At 27.6% G+C, this 15,252-nt stretch carries 13 protein-coding genes; 11 read left to right on the top strand and 2 right to left on the bottom strand.

The window, feature by feature from the left end; genetic code table 11:
• The first annotated feature begins 57 nt into the window (after positions 1 to 57).
• The 6 genes from NWE74_RS02130 to mscL all read left to right on the top strand — a co-directional run bounded on the left by NWE74_RS02130 (position 58) and on the right by mscL (position 6,357).
• Positions 58 to 2,061: a bifunctional 2',3'-cyclic-nucleotide 2'-phosphodiesterase/3'-nucleotidase gene (locus NWE74_RS02130; protein ID WP_258241591.1), complete on the top strand. Its 2,004-nt coding sequence runs from the start codon at positions 58 to 60 to the stop codon at positions 2,059 to 2,061.
• Positions 2,062 to 2,310: 249 nt separating this feature from the next.
• Positions 2,311 to 2,775 (top strand): hypothetical protein, encoded by a 465-nt coding sequence (locus NWE74_RS02135; RefSeq protein WP_258241592.1) that lies wholly within the window; start codon positions 2,311 to 2,313, stop codon positions 2,773 to 2,775.
• 78 nt (positions 2,776 to 2,853) lie between these two features.
• On the top strand, positions 2,854 to 3,381 hold the full coding sequence (locus NWE74_RS02140; RefSeq protein ID WP_258241593.1) for a hypothetical protein: 528 nt from the start codon (positions 2,854 to 2,856) through the stop codon (positions 3,379 to 3,381).
• Positions 3,382 to 3,529: 148 nt separating this feature from the next.
• Complete coding sequence (locus NWE74_RS02145; protein ID WP_258241594.1) at positions 3,530 to 3,877, top strand: cupin domain-containing protein; 348 nt, start codon at positions 3,530 to 3,532, stop codon at positions 3,875 to 3,877.
• Positions 3,878 to 4,181: 304 nt separating this feature from the next.
• Positions 4,182 to 5,807: a Na/Pi cotransporter family protein gene (locus NWE74_RS02150; RefSeq protein WP_258241595.1), complete on the top strand. Its 1,626-nt coding sequence runs from the start codon at positions 4,182 to 4,184 to the stop codon at positions 5,805 to 5,807.
• A gap of 142 nt (positions 5,808 to 5,949) precedes the next feature.
• Positions 5,950 to 6,357, top strand: a complete 408-nt coding sequence (mscL, locus tag NWE74_RS02155; RefSeq protein ID WP_258241596.1) for a large-conductance mechanosensitive channel protein MscL — start codon at positions 5,950 to 5,952, stop codon at positions 6,355 to 6,357.
• Positions 6,358 to 6,428: 71 nt separating this feature from the next.
• Here the strand turns inward: mscL and ytaF are convergent, their stop codons facing one another.
• Complete coding sequence (ytaF, locus tag NWE74_RS02160; protein ID WP_258241597.1) at positions 6,429 to 7,058, bottom strand: sporulation membrane protein YtaF; 630 nt, start codon at positions 7,056 to 7,058, stop codon at positions 6,429 to 6,431.
• A 204-nt stretch (positions 7,059 to 7,262) separates the two neighbouring features.
• Here ytaF and NWE74_RS02165 point away from each other — a divergent pair, with 204 nt between their 5' ends.
• Together NWE74_RS02165 and NWE74_RS02170 are read left to right on the top strand one after the other, a co-directional pair.
• Positions 7,263 to 7,739, top strand: a complete 477-nt coding sequence (locus NWE74_RS02165; protein ID WP_258241598.1) for a L,D-transpeptidase — start codon at positions 7,263 to 7,265, stop codon at positions 7,737 to 7,739.
• A gap of 392 nt (positions 7,740 to 8,131) precedes the next feature.
• Positions 8,132 to 9,532 (top strand): APC family permease, encoded by a 1,401-nt coding sequence (locus tag NWE74_RS02170; protein ID WP_330666270.1) that lies wholly within the window; start codon positions 8,132 to 8,134, stop codon positions 9,530 to 9,532.
• A gap of 99 nt (positions 9,533 to 9,631) precedes the next feature.
• Here the strand turns inward: NWE74_RS02170 and NWE74_RS02175 are convergent, their stop codons facing one another.
• Complete coding sequence (locus NWE74_RS02175) at positions 9,632 to 9,778, bottom strand: hypothetical protein (RefSeq protein ID WP_258241599.1); 147 nt, start codon at positions 9,776 to 9,778, stop codon at positions 9,632 to 9,634.
• A 306-nt stretch (positions 9,779 to 10,084) separates the two neighbouring features.
• On the opposite strand from NWE74_RS02175, the gene clpB reads away from it, so the two are divergent.
• The 3 genes from clpB to NWE74_RS02190 all read left to right on the top strand — a co-directional run bounded on the left by clpB (position 10,085) and on the right by NWE74_RS02190 (position 15,212).
• Entirely contained in the window at positions 10,085 to 12,679 is a 2,595-nt protein-coding gene (clpB, locus tag NWE74_RS02180) for an ATP-dependent chaperone ClpB (RefSeq protein WP_258241600.1), read from the top strand.
• A gap of 200 nt (positions 12,680 to 12,879) precedes the next feature.
• Positions 12,880 to 13,878 carry a catalase family protein gene (locus NWE74_RS02185; protein ID WP_258241601.1) on the top strand — a complete coding sequence of 333 codons (999 nt, stop codon included), beginning with the start codon at positions 12,880 to 12,882 and terminating at the stop codon, positions 13,876 to 13,878.
• Positions 13,879 to 14,084: 206 nt separating this feature from the next.
• Positions 14,085 to 15,212 carry an SH3 domain-containing protein gene (locus NWE74_RS02190; protein WP_258241602.1) on the top strand — a complete coding sequence of 376 codons (1,128 nt, stop codon included), beginning with the start codon at positions 14,085 to 14,087 and terminating at the stop codon, positions 15,210 to 15,212.
• Positions 15,213 to 15,252: the final 40 nt, after the last annotated feature.

Consider the following 15,252-nt stretch of genomic DNA (forward strand, 5'->3'; position numbering starts at 1 on the left):
TTTTATTATATTCAAATAATAAGAAGTGTTAGAAAATATATATAAGGAGTGATCGTATTGAAAATTTCAAAAAAATTACTAACATTAGGACTTACTTTGGTTATGGTGGTCCCGGTTATAGTAGGCTGTTCAAATAAAGAAAATACAAATGTTCAAAATCCCGCAGATACTATAGATTTTAAAATAATAGCAACTAGCGATATGCATGACTATTTAATGAACTACGATTATTATACGACATCAGAGTCTGATAATTATGGATTAGTTAAAATTTCAACTATTATAAATCAATATAAAGATGAAAATGGGAAAAAAGGAGATAAAAAACTTGACAATCTTATAGTAGTTGATAATGGAGATTTAATTCAAGGAAATCCCTTAGGTGACTATTATGCTAGAGTAGAACCAGTTAAAGTAGGTGAGACACATCCTGCGTATAAAGCTTTAGAAACTTCAGGGTATGATGTGGGCAATTTAGGTAATCATGAATTTAATTATGGATTAGATTATTTAAAACAAATAATAAAAGATACTAAAGTCCCTATTGTAAATGCTAATATTTATAATGCACAAACTAATAAATCTGAATTTGAACAATATAAAATAATAACAGAGAATGTAGTTGATGAAAACGGTAAAGAGCATCAAATAAAAATTGGTGTAACAGGATTTGTTCCACCTCAAATATTAAGTTGGGATAAATTAAACTTGGAAGGAAAAGTTACTGTAAAAGATATAAAAGATAGCGCGGAAGATGTTATAAGTAAAATGAAGAAAGACGGTTGTGATGTAGTTGTAGCACTTGCTCATACAGGATATGGTGATGGAAAGTACGAAAAAGATGAAGAAAATATGGCTTATGAACTTACAAAAATTAAAGGAATAGATGCAGTTGTAGGAGGTCACTCACATGATATATTCCCTGCTGAGAATTTTATAGAAGGTAATAAGCAATTAAAAGAGGTTGATGTGAAAAAAGGTACCATGAATAATATTGCAACGGTTCAACCTTCTAAATATGCAGAAGGTGTAGGGGTAATTGATTTAAAACTACAAAAAGATAAAGAAGGATATAAAGTTGTTGATTCATCTTCTGAATATATTAGTGCAGAAGGTATAGAAAATGACAAAGCATTAGAAGGAGCACTAAAAGAATCACATGAGAAAGTAGTTGCATATGTAAATTCTCCAGTTGGCAAAACAGATGTAGCTATAAATACTTATTTTGCATTGACTAATGATAATAATGCTGTTCAACTTATATCTGATGCTCAATTAGATTATATTAAAAAGAAAATTTTAGAAGAGGATGAGTTAAAGCAGTATAAAGAGCTACCTGTATTATCAGCAGCGGCACCGTTTAAAGCAGGCCTTTCAAAAGATGGAACAAAAGCTGATGATTATGTAGATATAGAAAAAGGTAATTTATCCATAAAAGATATTGCAAATATTTATAAATATCCTAATACAGCAGCAGTTCTTAAATTAAATGGAAAATATATCAAGAATTGGTTAGAAATGAGTGCAGGTATGTTTAATACGATAGACCCAAATAAGTCTGAATCACAAGAGCTATTAAATAAAAACTACCCTGCATTTAACTTTGATACATTAGATGGATTAACATATGAAATTGATGTAACTAAAAAGCCAAAATATAATGAAAATGGAGACTTAGTAAATAAAGATTCAAATAGAATAACGAATCTTAAATATGATGGAAAAGAAGTAAAAGAGAGTGATGAATTCTTAGTTATAACTAATAATTATAGAGCTAGTGGTGGGGGGAACTTTCCTATATTTGAAGGAAGTGATAAAAAAGTAGTATTTACTTCTAGTGATGAAACTAGACAAATAGTTACAGACTATATAAAAGCAAAAGGAACTATATCTCCAAAAGCGGATAATAATTGGAAAATAAAAACTACTACAAGTAAAGCAAAACCAGTCTTCTTATCTAATGATAATGGTGAAGATTATCTAAAAGATTATTGTAATATAAAAAAATATTCAGATAAAGATAATGACCTTGTTGAATATGAATATGATTTAAATAAATAATTAATTAAAGAGCTCTAAAACCTCTATTGATTTTTAGGATCATATAGAGGTTTTTTATTATAAATTAAAACATATATAAATTTTACTGGAAATATACGTATTTAAGATGCTAAAATATAAAAGAATTAAAGACTAAATCTTTATGTAATTACTTTGAAAAAATATAAGGATTATATGCTTATTTAAGCTTAGTAATTATAAAGTAAAATTTTATATTAAAAATAAATATGTATATTTAGGAGATATGTAATGAAATTAAATGAATTGAAGATATATTCGCAAAATAATTTTGATAAAGAAATAATCGAGAGAATGTGTAAGGATAGTGAAGAAAATTTAAATAAGTATATAATAAATGTAATATGTGATTTACTTAAAAATATACCAATGGAAGAATCATTTATGTTTGCTGCAAAGAAATTTATAAATAATAGCAAAGAAGAAAATATAGCTAAAATATCCACATATGTAAGTTTAATTCCATATGTTCAGCTAAAGTTAAAAGACAGAAATGATGGATATATTATAGCAAGCTCTTTAATTGAAATTTTAATAAGCTATATAGTTGGTTGCGTAGAAGAAACAACTTTCGATAATAAGTTGTTAGAGATAAAACAAATATTAGAAATATCTAATGTGTTCTATAAAGAACTTATACATTACTTTGAGCAATATAAAGATGTAATAGTAGATAGCATAAGTAAAAAATTATAAATATTGAAATATATTTAAAAATCTAACTGTATATGCTAGAATAAAGTATTATAATGTAATAATTAAAAGGAGTTTGAAATGGAAAAATTTTTAGAAGATGATAATGTAAATATACAAGTAGGACAGTTAGGTAATATACTTATTCAAAGTAATGGATATGAAGAATTTTATAGTAATTTATCTAAGTGTAATATAGAGTTTAATGAAGCTAAGACATATGAAATAGCATCAAGTGGATTTGTAGATTTTAACCAACACTTATATGAAGATATAAACCATATGAATTCAATAAGTAGTGGAATATATTTAGAAAAATCTTTAATAACATATAGAATATTCATCTGGGGATCTAAGGGTGAAGGATTTGAGATATTTAAACATGTTTTTATAGGGGAAGAAATATCTAATATTAAAACAGAAAATGATATAAAACAATATATAGCTTCTCACTTACAAGAATTAGAAGATGGTATTTTAAAAACATATAATGGATGTATAAAAGAAAGTTTTGAAAAGTTTGGAATGGATATTGAAAATAGAATGTTACCTCTACAAAGTATACTTCAGTTTTTAACTATACCAAATAATATGAATGATTTTAGATAAGCTTAATATCAACAAGGATTTAGTTGAATTTAAAACTAAATCCTTTTATTTTTATAGAATTTAAATTTAATATTTAAGCTAAAAAATTAAAGGGGACTTAACTAAAATATAGAATAAAAACATAAAATTAAAATTAAGGAGAATTTAGATGATAAAGATAGCAAAGGATATAGGGGTTACAAGAGTAGATAATTTGAGAGGTGGTAAAAAAAGTGTAAATATAAAACACTTAATTTGGGGAGATGAGTTAAAAGATAAAGCAAAAATGATATCAAAAATAACATTACCAAAAGGTGCGTCTATAGGATATCATGACCATACAGACGATTTTGAAGTATATTATATATTGAGTGGAGTAGGTATTGTAGATGACAATGGTAACATTACGAAGGTATCAAAAGGAGATGTTATATATACTTGTGATGGTGCTACTCACTCAATCGAAAATACAGGCGAAAATAATTTAGAATTTATTGCTATAGTTATAAATGAATAAAAAATAATTTAGAATAATAATATAATAAAAAATAAAGACTTAATATTTTATTAAGCCTTTATTTTTCTTGATTAAATATAGAAAATAACTAATATTTATAAAAATTTATTGTTAACAAACTCTTAAACTTATATTAATATTAACTTAATATTTAACTGCCATTTAACATAATCTTAACATAAATCTAAATAAGTTAACATTTACTTAACACAATATGACATTTTTTTTGATAGAATGAATTTGTACTAATAAATAAGAAAATTTAAAAAATTACATATGCATATCTTAAGGAGGAAACAAGAAAGTGGAAATAGCAATTAACTTAATGGGAGGTCTTGGACTTTTCCTGTATGGTATGAACCTTATGGGAGATGGACTTCAAAAGTCAGCAGGAGCTAAACTAAGAAGGATAATCGAACTTTTAACAAGTAATGTTTTAATGGGGGTTATAGTTGGTGCTTTAGTTACAGCAATTATACAAAGTAGTAGTGCTACTACAGTAATGGTTGTTGGATTTGTTAATGCCGGAATTATGACTTTACCACAGGCAATAGGGGTTATAATGGGTGCGAATATAGGTACAACTATAACAGCACAGCTAGTTTCTCTTAATTTAGTAGGTCTTGCACCAGTTGCACTAGGTATAGGTATAATACTTTATTTATTCTCATCTAAGCCAAAAGTTAAAAATATGGCTGAGATATTAATAGGATTTGGTATATTATTCACTGGTATGGACTTTATGAAGGATGCAGTTAAGCCTTTAACTGAATTTGAAGGGTTTACTATGGCTTTAAGTACGTTAGGTCAAAATCCAATACTTGGTATATTATTAGGGTTTGGTATAACAGCAATAGTTCAAAGTTCAAGTGCTTCAATGGGTATGCTACTTGCAGTTGCATCAACAGGAGCAATAAGTTTGGGAGCAGCATTACCTATATTATATGGAGAAAATATAGGTACTTGTGTAACTTCATTAATATCTAGTATAGGTGCTAGTAAAAATGCTAGAAGAGCAGCAACAATGCACTTAATATTTAATATTATAGGAACTATGGTATTTATGCTGTTATTAACTAAGCCAATAACTATGATGGTAACACATTTAGACCCAACAGATGTAAGTAGACAAATAGCGAATTCACATACGTTATTTAATATAATAAATGTTATTATATTACTTCCATTCTCTAAGTTCATAGTAAAACTTACTATGAAGCTTGTACCTGAGAGAGAAGATGAAATTGAAGATAGAAAAACAGTTAAGTATATAGATGAAAGAATGATGGAAACTCCATCAATCGCACTATCAAATACTGTTAAAGAAACTTTAAGAATGGGTGACAAGGCTAAAAAAGCTTTAATTAACTCAATGGAAGGTTTATTTGAAGGCTCAAATTCGAAGGTTAAAAAAGCATTTGAAGAAGAATCAAAAGTTAACTTATTACAAAAGACTATATTAAATTACTTATTGAAATTATCTAAAACTTCTTTAAGTAATGAGTCTAGAGAAACTGTTGATGAGCTATTCAATACAGTAAATGATATAGAAAGAATCGGTGATCATGCTGAAAATATAGCAGAATTAGCCGAAATTATATTAGAAAAAGACTTAAATTTATCTAAAGAAGGTAAAGATGAGTTAGTTCAAATGTACAATAAAGTTGTAGATGCATATTCTGCTGCATTAGAATCTATGGAAAATAATGATATAGACTTAGCTTGCAAGGTAATAAAGATGGAAGAGCAAGTTGATGTTATGGAAAAAGTATGTCGTGAAAATCATATGAGAAGATTAAGTGAAAACTTATGTACTATAGATAATGGAGTTGTGTATTTAGATATAATATCTAATTTAGAAAGAATTTCTGACCACTCTGTAAATATAGCACAGCAGGTTATAAAGTCTAGGAATAAAAATATAGCATAATATATATACAGTATCTATGGTAAGCTAACTATTAGGTACTGTATTTTTTATATAAAAGTTATATTTTAAATTAAACATTTAAAATAAGGATAAACTAACTATAAGAATTTTTTACGAAAAGATAGAAAGAAGGTAAATATATTTGAAAAATTTAACCAAAGAATTTAAACAATTTGCAATTAAAGGAAATGTCATTGATTTGGCAATAGGGGTTGTTGTAGGAGGAGCTTTCTCAAAAATAGTTACATCTTTAGTAAATGATTTAATTATGCCATTTGTAGGTATATTAACAGGAGGTATAAATTTCTCAGAATACAAAGTAGTATTGAGAGAAGGAGTAGGTAATACACCTCCTATAACTTTAAATATAGGTAGTTTTGTACAGGCTACTGTAGATTTTTTTATAATAGCATTTGCAATATTTATGTTTATTAGAATAATAAATAAATTAAGGATAAAAAAAGTAGAGGAAGCTGTCACGGTTGAAGAAAAAACTTCAGAAGAAGTACTGCTACTTAGAGATATAAAAGAGCTATTGCAAAGCAAATAAGTTAATAAATTTAAAGCTAAAAAAGGTACCTTTAAAATAAAGGGTACCTTTTTTAGTTTTAAACATGTAATTTAAAATTTAAAGTATCTCATAAGGGCTAATAATATAAGAATAGCTCCGGACAGCCAAGAAAGATTCACATCTACTTTTTCAACAAACTTGCTACCCATATAAGAACCTATTATTAAAGAAGAAATTCCAACTATTAATGAAAGTAAAATAACCTCTAAGTAACGAACACTTCCTAAGCTACTACCAAAGCCAACGGCGAGACTATCAAGTGAAAGTGCTACAGCTAAATAAAAAGCTTCTTTACCAGTTAATATTTTTGATTTATCATAATCCGCTTTAGTTTCATTTGCATAAATTTCAAGAACGAATTTAAAATCAAAAACTTTAAAGGTTAAAGGAACTTCTGAATTTGAAAATTTGTGTATATATGTTTTAAAAAATGATTCAAATAATCTGTATGTCCCAAGTACCATTAATAATGAAAAGCTAATTAAAGATGCTACATTAGGAGACAGAAAATCCTTTAATATAGATCCTAAAAAAAGAGAGATAGCTAAAAAAGAAGTACATACCCCATTTATGATTAAAGCAGAAGAAAATGGAATTTTTATCTTGTCAGTTCCATAAGCAATACTAGCTACAAATGTATCAATAGATAGAGATAAAACTAGAAGAAAAGATTGTAGCATGATGACACCCCCTAATTTGAAAACTACTACTATAGTATTATAGATGCTTATTTTTTGTACCTAGAAACAATTAAATAATTTATTTAATTGTTTTTCTTAAATACATAGATAAATATTTTACTTAAATATTTAGTCAGAATTGTTCATTTTATTTTAAGTATACTCATAAATAAAAATATATATATTTCGGTGAGGTGATGGCTTATGGAATCTAATGGTGTTAGATTAAATAAGAATACTAATTTAGATTATACTAATTTTAATAAAGACATGTCTGATTTTGCAAATAAAAATAATATAAATAGCAAAACTGATTATTTAATAATAACATCTACAAAAAATAAATATACATATATATTTGAAAAAAACAAAGAAGCATGGGATATGTTATATAAATGGAGCTGTACCGTTGGAAAGAATTCTACACCAACGATAAGTGGAGTATTTTTTGTAGGTATAAAGTATCCTGCAATTGGAGATGAAAATAGCTCTGTCAAGTATGCAACTAATATAACTGATGAGTATTATTATCATTCTATCATATATAATGAAACAGGACTTAGCATAAAAGATGATAGGTTGGGTGTTGCTATAAGTCATGGATGCATAAGGCTAGCAACAAGTAGTGCGAAATGGATTTATGAAAATGTTCGTGAAGAAAGTACTATAATAATCTACTAACTATTTTAAAAAGGTATAAACTATTAAGTTTATACCTTTTTTATAATAAATTAAATAAAAATATAAAAGGTTAAATAATAAAATTATTTAATATGAAAAATAAATCAAATGTCCATAGACGTTATTTACATAAAAATTTTTCGTTACATAAAGTTTAACATATGTTAAAAAAAATTAATTTTGTTAAAATTACGTTTATTTTAGTGAAAAATATAAATTATTTTGTTGAACAATTAGGTGTTTAGTAAAAATATGACGTATTGCGCCGTTAAAAAAAGTTACTTTTTTGCCATAATGTTACTATAATAACTTTAAGAATATATTTAAAAGTAAAAAAATTCACACAAAACTAAATATATTTTAAATTTAAACCTAGAAGGGGAGTAGTAAGTATGAAAATGGATTTTTTTAGAAAGAAGACAGTTGCAGATTTCAAAGAAACTTCTGAAAATAGCGGTCTTAAAAAAAATCTAAGAGCATTTGATTTAGCTTTATTAGGAATTGGATCTGTTGTAGGAACTGGTGTATTTGTAGCCACAGGACAAGGAGCAATGATGGCTGGACCGGCAGTTATAATATCATTTATAATAGCAGCTGTAACAAGTGCTCTATGTGCACTAACCTATGCGGAACTTTCAACAATGTTTCCAGTATCAGGAAGTACCTATTCTTATTCATATGTAGCATTTGGAGAAATTGTTGCTTGGATTATAGGATGGAATTTAATGTTAACTTATTTAGTATCAGGAGCTGCAGTTGCATCGGGATGGTCTGGAACTTTAGTAGGTATGTTAAATGCTTATGGGATTGTTTTACCAGAAGCACTTACAAAATCAATTTTAGCAGGTGGATTTATTGACTTACCAGCAGTATTAATAACTTGTTTTATAACTTGGTTACTTTATGTAGGGGTATCTGAAAGTGCAAAAGTAAACAATATTATTGTTGGAATTAAGGTTTTCGTTATTTTACTGTTTATATTCCTAGGGCTTACTCATATTAAACCTCAAAACTATATACCATTTTCACCATATGGAATGGGTGGAATAATGTCAGCGACAGCAGTAATATTTTTTGCATATATAGGATTTGACGCAGTATCAACAGCAGCGGAAGAAACTAAGAACCCTAAAAGAGATGTACCAATAGGTTTATTAATTTGTTTAATTACAGTAGTTATTTTATATATAGGGGTAGCATTAGCTCTTACTGGTATGATACCTTTTAAATCTATAAATGTAATGAATGCTATACCTGATGCATTATCTCAAATTGGTATAAATTGGGGATCTACTCTTGTAGCAACAGGTGCAGTTATAGGTATGATATCTACTTTATTAGTTACATTATATGGTCAAGTAAGAATATTTATGGCTATGTCAAGAGATGGGTTACTTCCTAAAGCATTTGCATCTATAAATAAAAAGCATGGTACACCTGCAACTTGTACGTTAATAACAGGAATAGTAACTTGTATAATAGCAGGATTTTTCCCTCTAACTGTAATTATAGACTTATGTAATATAGGAACATTATTTGCTTTCATAGCTGTATCAGCAGGTATAATAGTTTTAAGGAAAACGATGCCAAACGTAGAGAGGAAATTTAGATGCCCATGGGTACCTATTATTCCTTTATTTGCAATAGGTTTCTGTTTATATATAACACTTAGTATACCTTTAGTTACTTGGATAAGATTTGTAGTGTGGATTTTGGTTGGAGTTACGGTTTATTTCTTATATGGAGCTAAGCATAGTAGGTTGAACAAAAATAATGCCCATGTTGAAGAATAGATAATAGATATTTCATTTATATAAAGAAATATTAAAATAGGAACATAGTATAGCGGTATATAGTATTCAATATATCACTATACTGTGTTCCTTTATTTATTAATAAATATATTCATATTCTTCTACTTCAATAAGACCTTTGCTATCTAAAAACTGTTCTTCAAAATTTAATATAACTTCTATTAGCTCATGTGAAATACTTAATCCTTTTTTTCTACATTTATTATACAGATATAACTGATCCATTCATATATGAGACTTCTTTTATTTATACATTATTACGTAACATATATATTATAATTATTATTTTATCAATTAAATTTAATTTTTATTATGTATAAATAGAAGCATTTGGAGCATGTTGGAATATACTAGCAAATTTTGATGAAATTAGTTTATATAAATTTTTTAGATATTATTGACAATTGATGAATATAGGTATATATTTTAATTAATAAATTATTAGCACTCGATATAATAGAGTGCTAATAATTAAGGGATAGAATAAAATTAATTAATATATATAAAATAATGTAATGGAGGGATTTTAGAATGGATATAGAAAAAATGACAGTAAGAGTACAAAAAAGCTTAAATGATGCTTATAGTATAGCCGTAAAAAATCATAATCAACAAGTAGATGTAATTCATCTTTTAAGCGCTCTCGTAAATCAAGAAGATGGACTTATACCAAATATACTTGAAAAAATGAATGTATCTGTACCATCTTTAAATAATAGTATAAATATAGAACTTAATAAACTACCGCAAATACATGGAGAAGGTATAAGCTCACAAGGAGTAACAGCTACTAGAAAAATCAATGAAATACTAATAAAAGCAGAAGAAATCTCAAAGGAATTTAAAGATTCCTATATAAGTGTAGAACATGTTATGCTTGCAATAATAGAAATGGAATCTAATACTAGTTTAGGGAAAATATTAAGACAATACAATATAAATAAGAATGATTTCTTAAATGTATTATCAAGTGTTAGAGGAAGTCAAAGAGTTGAATCTCAAGATCCAGAAGGAACATATGAAGTATTAGCTCGTTTTGGAACTAATTTAGTTGAATTAGCAAAAAAGAATAAATTAGATCCAGTAATAGGAAGAGATGAAGAAATACGAAGAGTCGTAAGAATCCTATCAAGAAGAACTAAAAACAATCCAGTTCTTATTGGAGAGCCTGGTGTTGGTAAAACTGCGATAGTTGAAGGACTAGCAGAAAGAATAGTTAGAGGAGATGTACCAGAAGGACTAAAAGACAAAATAATATTTTCACTAGATATGGGATCTTTAATTGCAGGAGCTAAATATAGAGGTGAATTTGAAGAGAGATTAAAAGCAGTACTAAAAGAAGTCCAAGCGTCAGAAGGAAAAATAATATTATTTATAGATGAAATACACACTATAGTTGGTGCAGGAAAAACTGATGGTGCTATGGATGCAGGTAACCTAATAAAACCATTACTTGCAAGAGGAGAATTAAATTGTATAGGTGCAACTACATTTGATGAGTATAGACAGTATATAGAAAAAGATAAAGCGCTTGAAAGACGTTTCCAACCTGTTATAGCAGAAGAACCTAGCGTAAGTGATACAGTTTCAATACTTAGAGGTCTTAAAGAAAGATTTGAAATACATCATGGTATTAGAATACATGATAGCGCAATAGTTGCAGCAGCTAAACTTTCTGATAGATATATACAAGATAGATTTTTACCAGACAAAGCTATCGATTTGATAGATGAAGCTGGAGCTATGATCAGAAGTGAAATTGACTCTCTTCCGACGGAATTAGATACAGTTAGAAGGAAATTATTTACACTTGAAACAGAAAGAGAAGCTTTATTAAAAGAAAATGACGAAAAAAGTAAACAAAGACTTGAAAAACTAGGAAAAGAGTTAGCAGAATTAAAATCTAAGAATGATGAAATGACTGCTAAATATGAAAAAGAAAAAAGTCAAATATTAGAGATAAGAAACCTAAAAGCACAGCTAGATGAAGCTAAAGGTAACGTAGAAAAATATGAAAGAGAATATGACTTTAATAAAGCGGCGGAAGTGAAGTATGGTATAATACCAAAGCTTGAAGAACAAATAAAAGATCATGAATTAAAAATTAAAGAAAGTTACGAAAACGCATTATTAAAAGAAGAAGTTACAGAAAATGAAATATCAGAAATTGTAGCTAAATGGACTGGAATACCTGTTACTAAGCTTGTTGAAGGAGAAAGAGAAAAATTATTAAAATTAGAGGATGAGCTTCATAAAAGGGTAATAGGTCAAGATGAAGCAGTAACAGCTGTGAGTAACGCTGTTATACGTGCTCGTGCAGGGCTTAAAGATGAAAATAAACCAATCGGGTCATTTATATTCTTAGGACCTACAGGAGTAGGTAAAACTGAGCTTGCTAAAACTTTAGCTAACAATTTATTTGACAGCGAAGAAAATATTATAAGAATAGATATGTCAGAATACATGGAAAAACATGCAGTTTCTAGACTTATAGGACCTCCTCCGGGATATGTAGGATATGAAGAAGGAGGACAATTAACAGAGGCAGTAAGAAGACATCCTTATTCAGTAATACTATTTGATGAGATAGAGAAAGCTCATGAAGATGTGTTTAATATATTTTTGCAAATATTAGATGATGGAAGACTTACTGATAATAAAGGCAAAACAGTAGATTTTAAAAATACACTTATAATAATGACTTCAAATATAGGTAGCTCATATTTATTAGAATTTGGAGAAGATATAACTAATGAATCAAAACAATTAGTAATGGATGAAATGAAGAGAAGATTTAAGCCAGAATTCTTAAATAGAGTTGATGATATAATAATGTTTAAACCATTAAATAAAGAAGGTATTAAGCAAATAATAGATATATTTATGAAATCTTTAAGAAATAGACTACATGATAAAAATATAAATATTGAAGTAAAAGAAAATGCAAAAGATATAATGGTTAGTGAAGGATATGATCCAATATACGGAGCAAGACCACTAAAAAGATATATTAGTAACACTTTAGAAACTATTATTGCTAAAAAAATTATAGCTGGAGAAATATACAACGGATGTACTATTTTAATAGATGGTGAAAATGATAAGATCAAAGTATCTGTAAAATAGTAATAAAATACATTTCAACAAAAGGAAATATCTAATACTAAAGAATTTTAATAATTTAGTATAGTAGATATTTCCTTTTTTGTTAAGTAACTTATATTGTATAAAAGATTTATAACAAATAATGCATATAAGTATCTAAATTAAATTTACTAAACTGTAAATAATATATATTATAAAAATTATAATTAAGGAGACTTAAGATGAGTAAATATAGTGAAGATCAATTAACAGAAAGAATTATCTTAATGCTAAAGAAAAAGTTAATAAAACAATATTCTAAAGGCAACACAAAAAGGGATGCCCATGCTAAATGTATAGGACTTTTAAAAGCATATTTTATAGTTGATAAAAATTTACCAGATGAATATAAGGTGGGTATATTTAATGAATACAAAACTTATCCAGCTATTATTCGCGTATCAAATTCTAATCCTAAAATTAAAAGTGATAAATATAAAGATTTTAGAGGATTTTCCATTAAAGTTTTAAATGTAAATGGTAACAAATGCACTAAGGATGAAAAATATACTCAAGATTTTTTGTTTATAAATAATGAAATTATGCCAATAGGAACATTGAAACTTTTTCATGATGTTATTTATTACACAACAAAATTAAATCCTATAATGCTTGGTGCAAAATTCCTTTTTAATGGAAACTTCAAAGCTATTATTAATAGTCTAAAGAATATGAAACATGAGACTAGCCCTTTAAATGTAAAATATTACAGCACTACTCCATATATGTTTGGGGATAAAAAGGTTAAATATGCTTTAATTCCAAAATCAGTATACAAAAGTACATTACCTAGAAAATTTACACCAAATTATTTGACATATAATATGCAACAACATCTTAAAGCTAATGAAGCAGTATTTGATTTTATGATTCAAATACAAACTAATGATAAGGAAATGCCTATAAATGATGCATCAGTTAAATGGGATGAAAAAAAAGCTCCGTTTATTAAATTAGGTCAGATAAAAATTCCTGCACAGGTTTTTAGAACTAAACAAAGATATGACTTGGCAGAAATATTATCTTTTTCTCCAGGACATAGCTTATTAGATCATAGACCTATTGGAGATATAAATATAGCTAGAATTAAGATATATAAAGAAATGTCAAAATTCAGACATAATAGAAATAAAAAAGATTTATTTGAGCCAAATGAATACTACTTTAACAGCTTTGATTAAACATAATAAAAAAATATTTTAAGTATTAAATTCTTTATCATACCTTAAATTAATTAATTACAAAAGGTAACAAAAATGTAACATATTTGTAATTAATTTGTAACTTTTTGTTTACAAAGGAAAATTTATATAGTAGTATGAGTATAGAGATTAAGTGTCGAAAAATCACTAATCTCTAAAAATTTATAATATTAAGGAGGAATGGTATGTTAAAGAAGAACATAGTTATGTCTATAGGGCTAAGTACTGTAGCACTTACTATGGGGGCTACAAACGCTTATGCAAATGAAAGTGGAATAGTAACTACAGATGTATTGAATGTAAGGAGTGCACCAGGTACTTCTAATTCAGTAATAGGTAAATTATATAGAGGGAATACAGTTGATATATTAGATTCATCAAATGGGTGGTATAAAGTTAAGCTATCAAATGGAAAAATAGGATGGTCTAGTAGTGATTATATAAAAATAGGTGGTTCTGAAGGTGGTTCAGGAGAAGAATCAGTATCAGGATATGGAACAGTTACAACATCTGCATTAAATGTAAGAAGTGGAGCTGGAACTAGCTATTCTATAGTAGGAAAGCTATATAAAAATAATAGTGTAGAATTAGTAGCAAAGTCGAATGGATGGTATAAAGTAAAATTATCAAATGGAAAAATAGGATGGGCTAGCGCTGATTATATAAGATTAGGTGGATCTGGTGGTGGTTCAGGAGAAGAATCAGTATCAGGATATGGAACAGTTACAACATCTGCATTAAATGTAAGAAGTGGAGCTGGAACTAGTTATTCTATAGTAGGAAAGCTATATAAAAATAATAGTGTAGAATTAATAGCAAAATCAAATGGATGGTATAAAGTAAAACTGTCTAGTGGAAAAATAGGATGGGCTAGTGCTGATTATATATCTCTAGGAGGAAACCCAGGTGGTGGAGATGAAACTGAAAAACCATCAATTAATACTAGAGAAGCTGTAGTTAATTTAGCTAAACAGCAATTAGGAAAGCCATATGTATGGGGGGCTGAAGGTCCAAACTCATTTGATTGCTCAGGATTAACTTATTATGTATATAAAAATGCAGCTGGTGTTAATCTACCTAGAACTTCAAAAGAGCAATCTGGATATGGTACTACTGTTAGTAGATCAAATCTTCAACCAGGAGATTTAATTTTCTCAAGCACAGATGGAAGTGGAAGTGTTAGTCACGTAGGTATATACATAGGGAATGGTGAAATGATACATGCACCTAAGCCAGGAGATGTTGTACAAAGAACAAGTATAAATAATTCGTACTGGAATAGTGCTTATTTATGGGCTAAAAGAATAGTATAATAAATAATTATAACTATAAAAGTACAAAAGGAGCAATCTC

The organism is Romboutsia lituseburensis (genome assembly GCF_024723825.1).
In the GTDB taxonomy this organism is placed as follows: Bacteria; Bacillota; Clostridia; order Peptostreptococcales; family Peptostreptococcaceae; genus Romboutsia_F; species Romboutsia_F lituseburensis_A.

What these genes read in the sequence shown, in the direction of transcription:
- NWE74_RS02175 (WP_258241599.1), bottom strand. Translation starts at nt 9,778, where the DNA reads ATGGATCAGTTATATCTGTATAATAAATGTAGAAAAAAAGGATTAAGT.
- NWE74_RS02135 (WP_258241592.1), top strand. Translation starts at nt 2,311, where the DNA reads ATGAAATTAAATGAATTGAAGATATATTCGCAAAATAATTTTGATAAA.
- NWE74_RS02190 (WP_258241602.1), top strand. Translation starts at nt 14,085, where the DNA reads ATGTTAAAGAAGAACATAGTTATGTCTATAGGGCTAAGTACTGTAGCA.
- ytaF (WP_258241597.1), bottom strand. Translation starts at nt 7,058, where the DNA reads ATGCTACAATCTTTTCTTCTAGTTTTATCTCTATCTATTGATACATTT.
- NWE74_RS02140 (WP_258241593.1), top strand. Translation starts at nt 2,854, where the DNA reads ATGGAAAAATTTTTAGAAGATGATAATGTAAATATACAAGTAGGACAG.
- clpB (WP_258241600.1), top strand. Translation starts at nt 10,085, where the DNA reads ATGGATATAGAAAAAATGACAGTAAGAGTACAAAAAAGCTTAAATGAT.
- NWE74_RS02165 (WP_258241598.1), top strand. Translation starts at nt 7,263, where the DNA reads ATGGAATCTAATGGTGTTAGATTAAATAAGAATACTAATTTAGATTAT.
- NWE74_RS02170 (WP_330666270.1), top strand. Translation starts at nt 8,132, where the DNA reads ATGAAAATGGATTTTTTTAGAAAGAAGACAGTTGCAGATTTCAAAGAA.
- NWE74_RS02145 (WP_258241594.1), top strand. Translation starts at nt 3,530, where the DNA reads ATGATAAAGATAGCAAAGGATATAGGGGTTACAAGAGTAGATAATTTG.
- NWE74_RS02185 (WP_258241601.1), top strand. Translation starts at nt 12,880, where the DNA reads ATGAGTAAATATAGTGAAGATCAATTAACAGAAAGAATTATCTTAATG.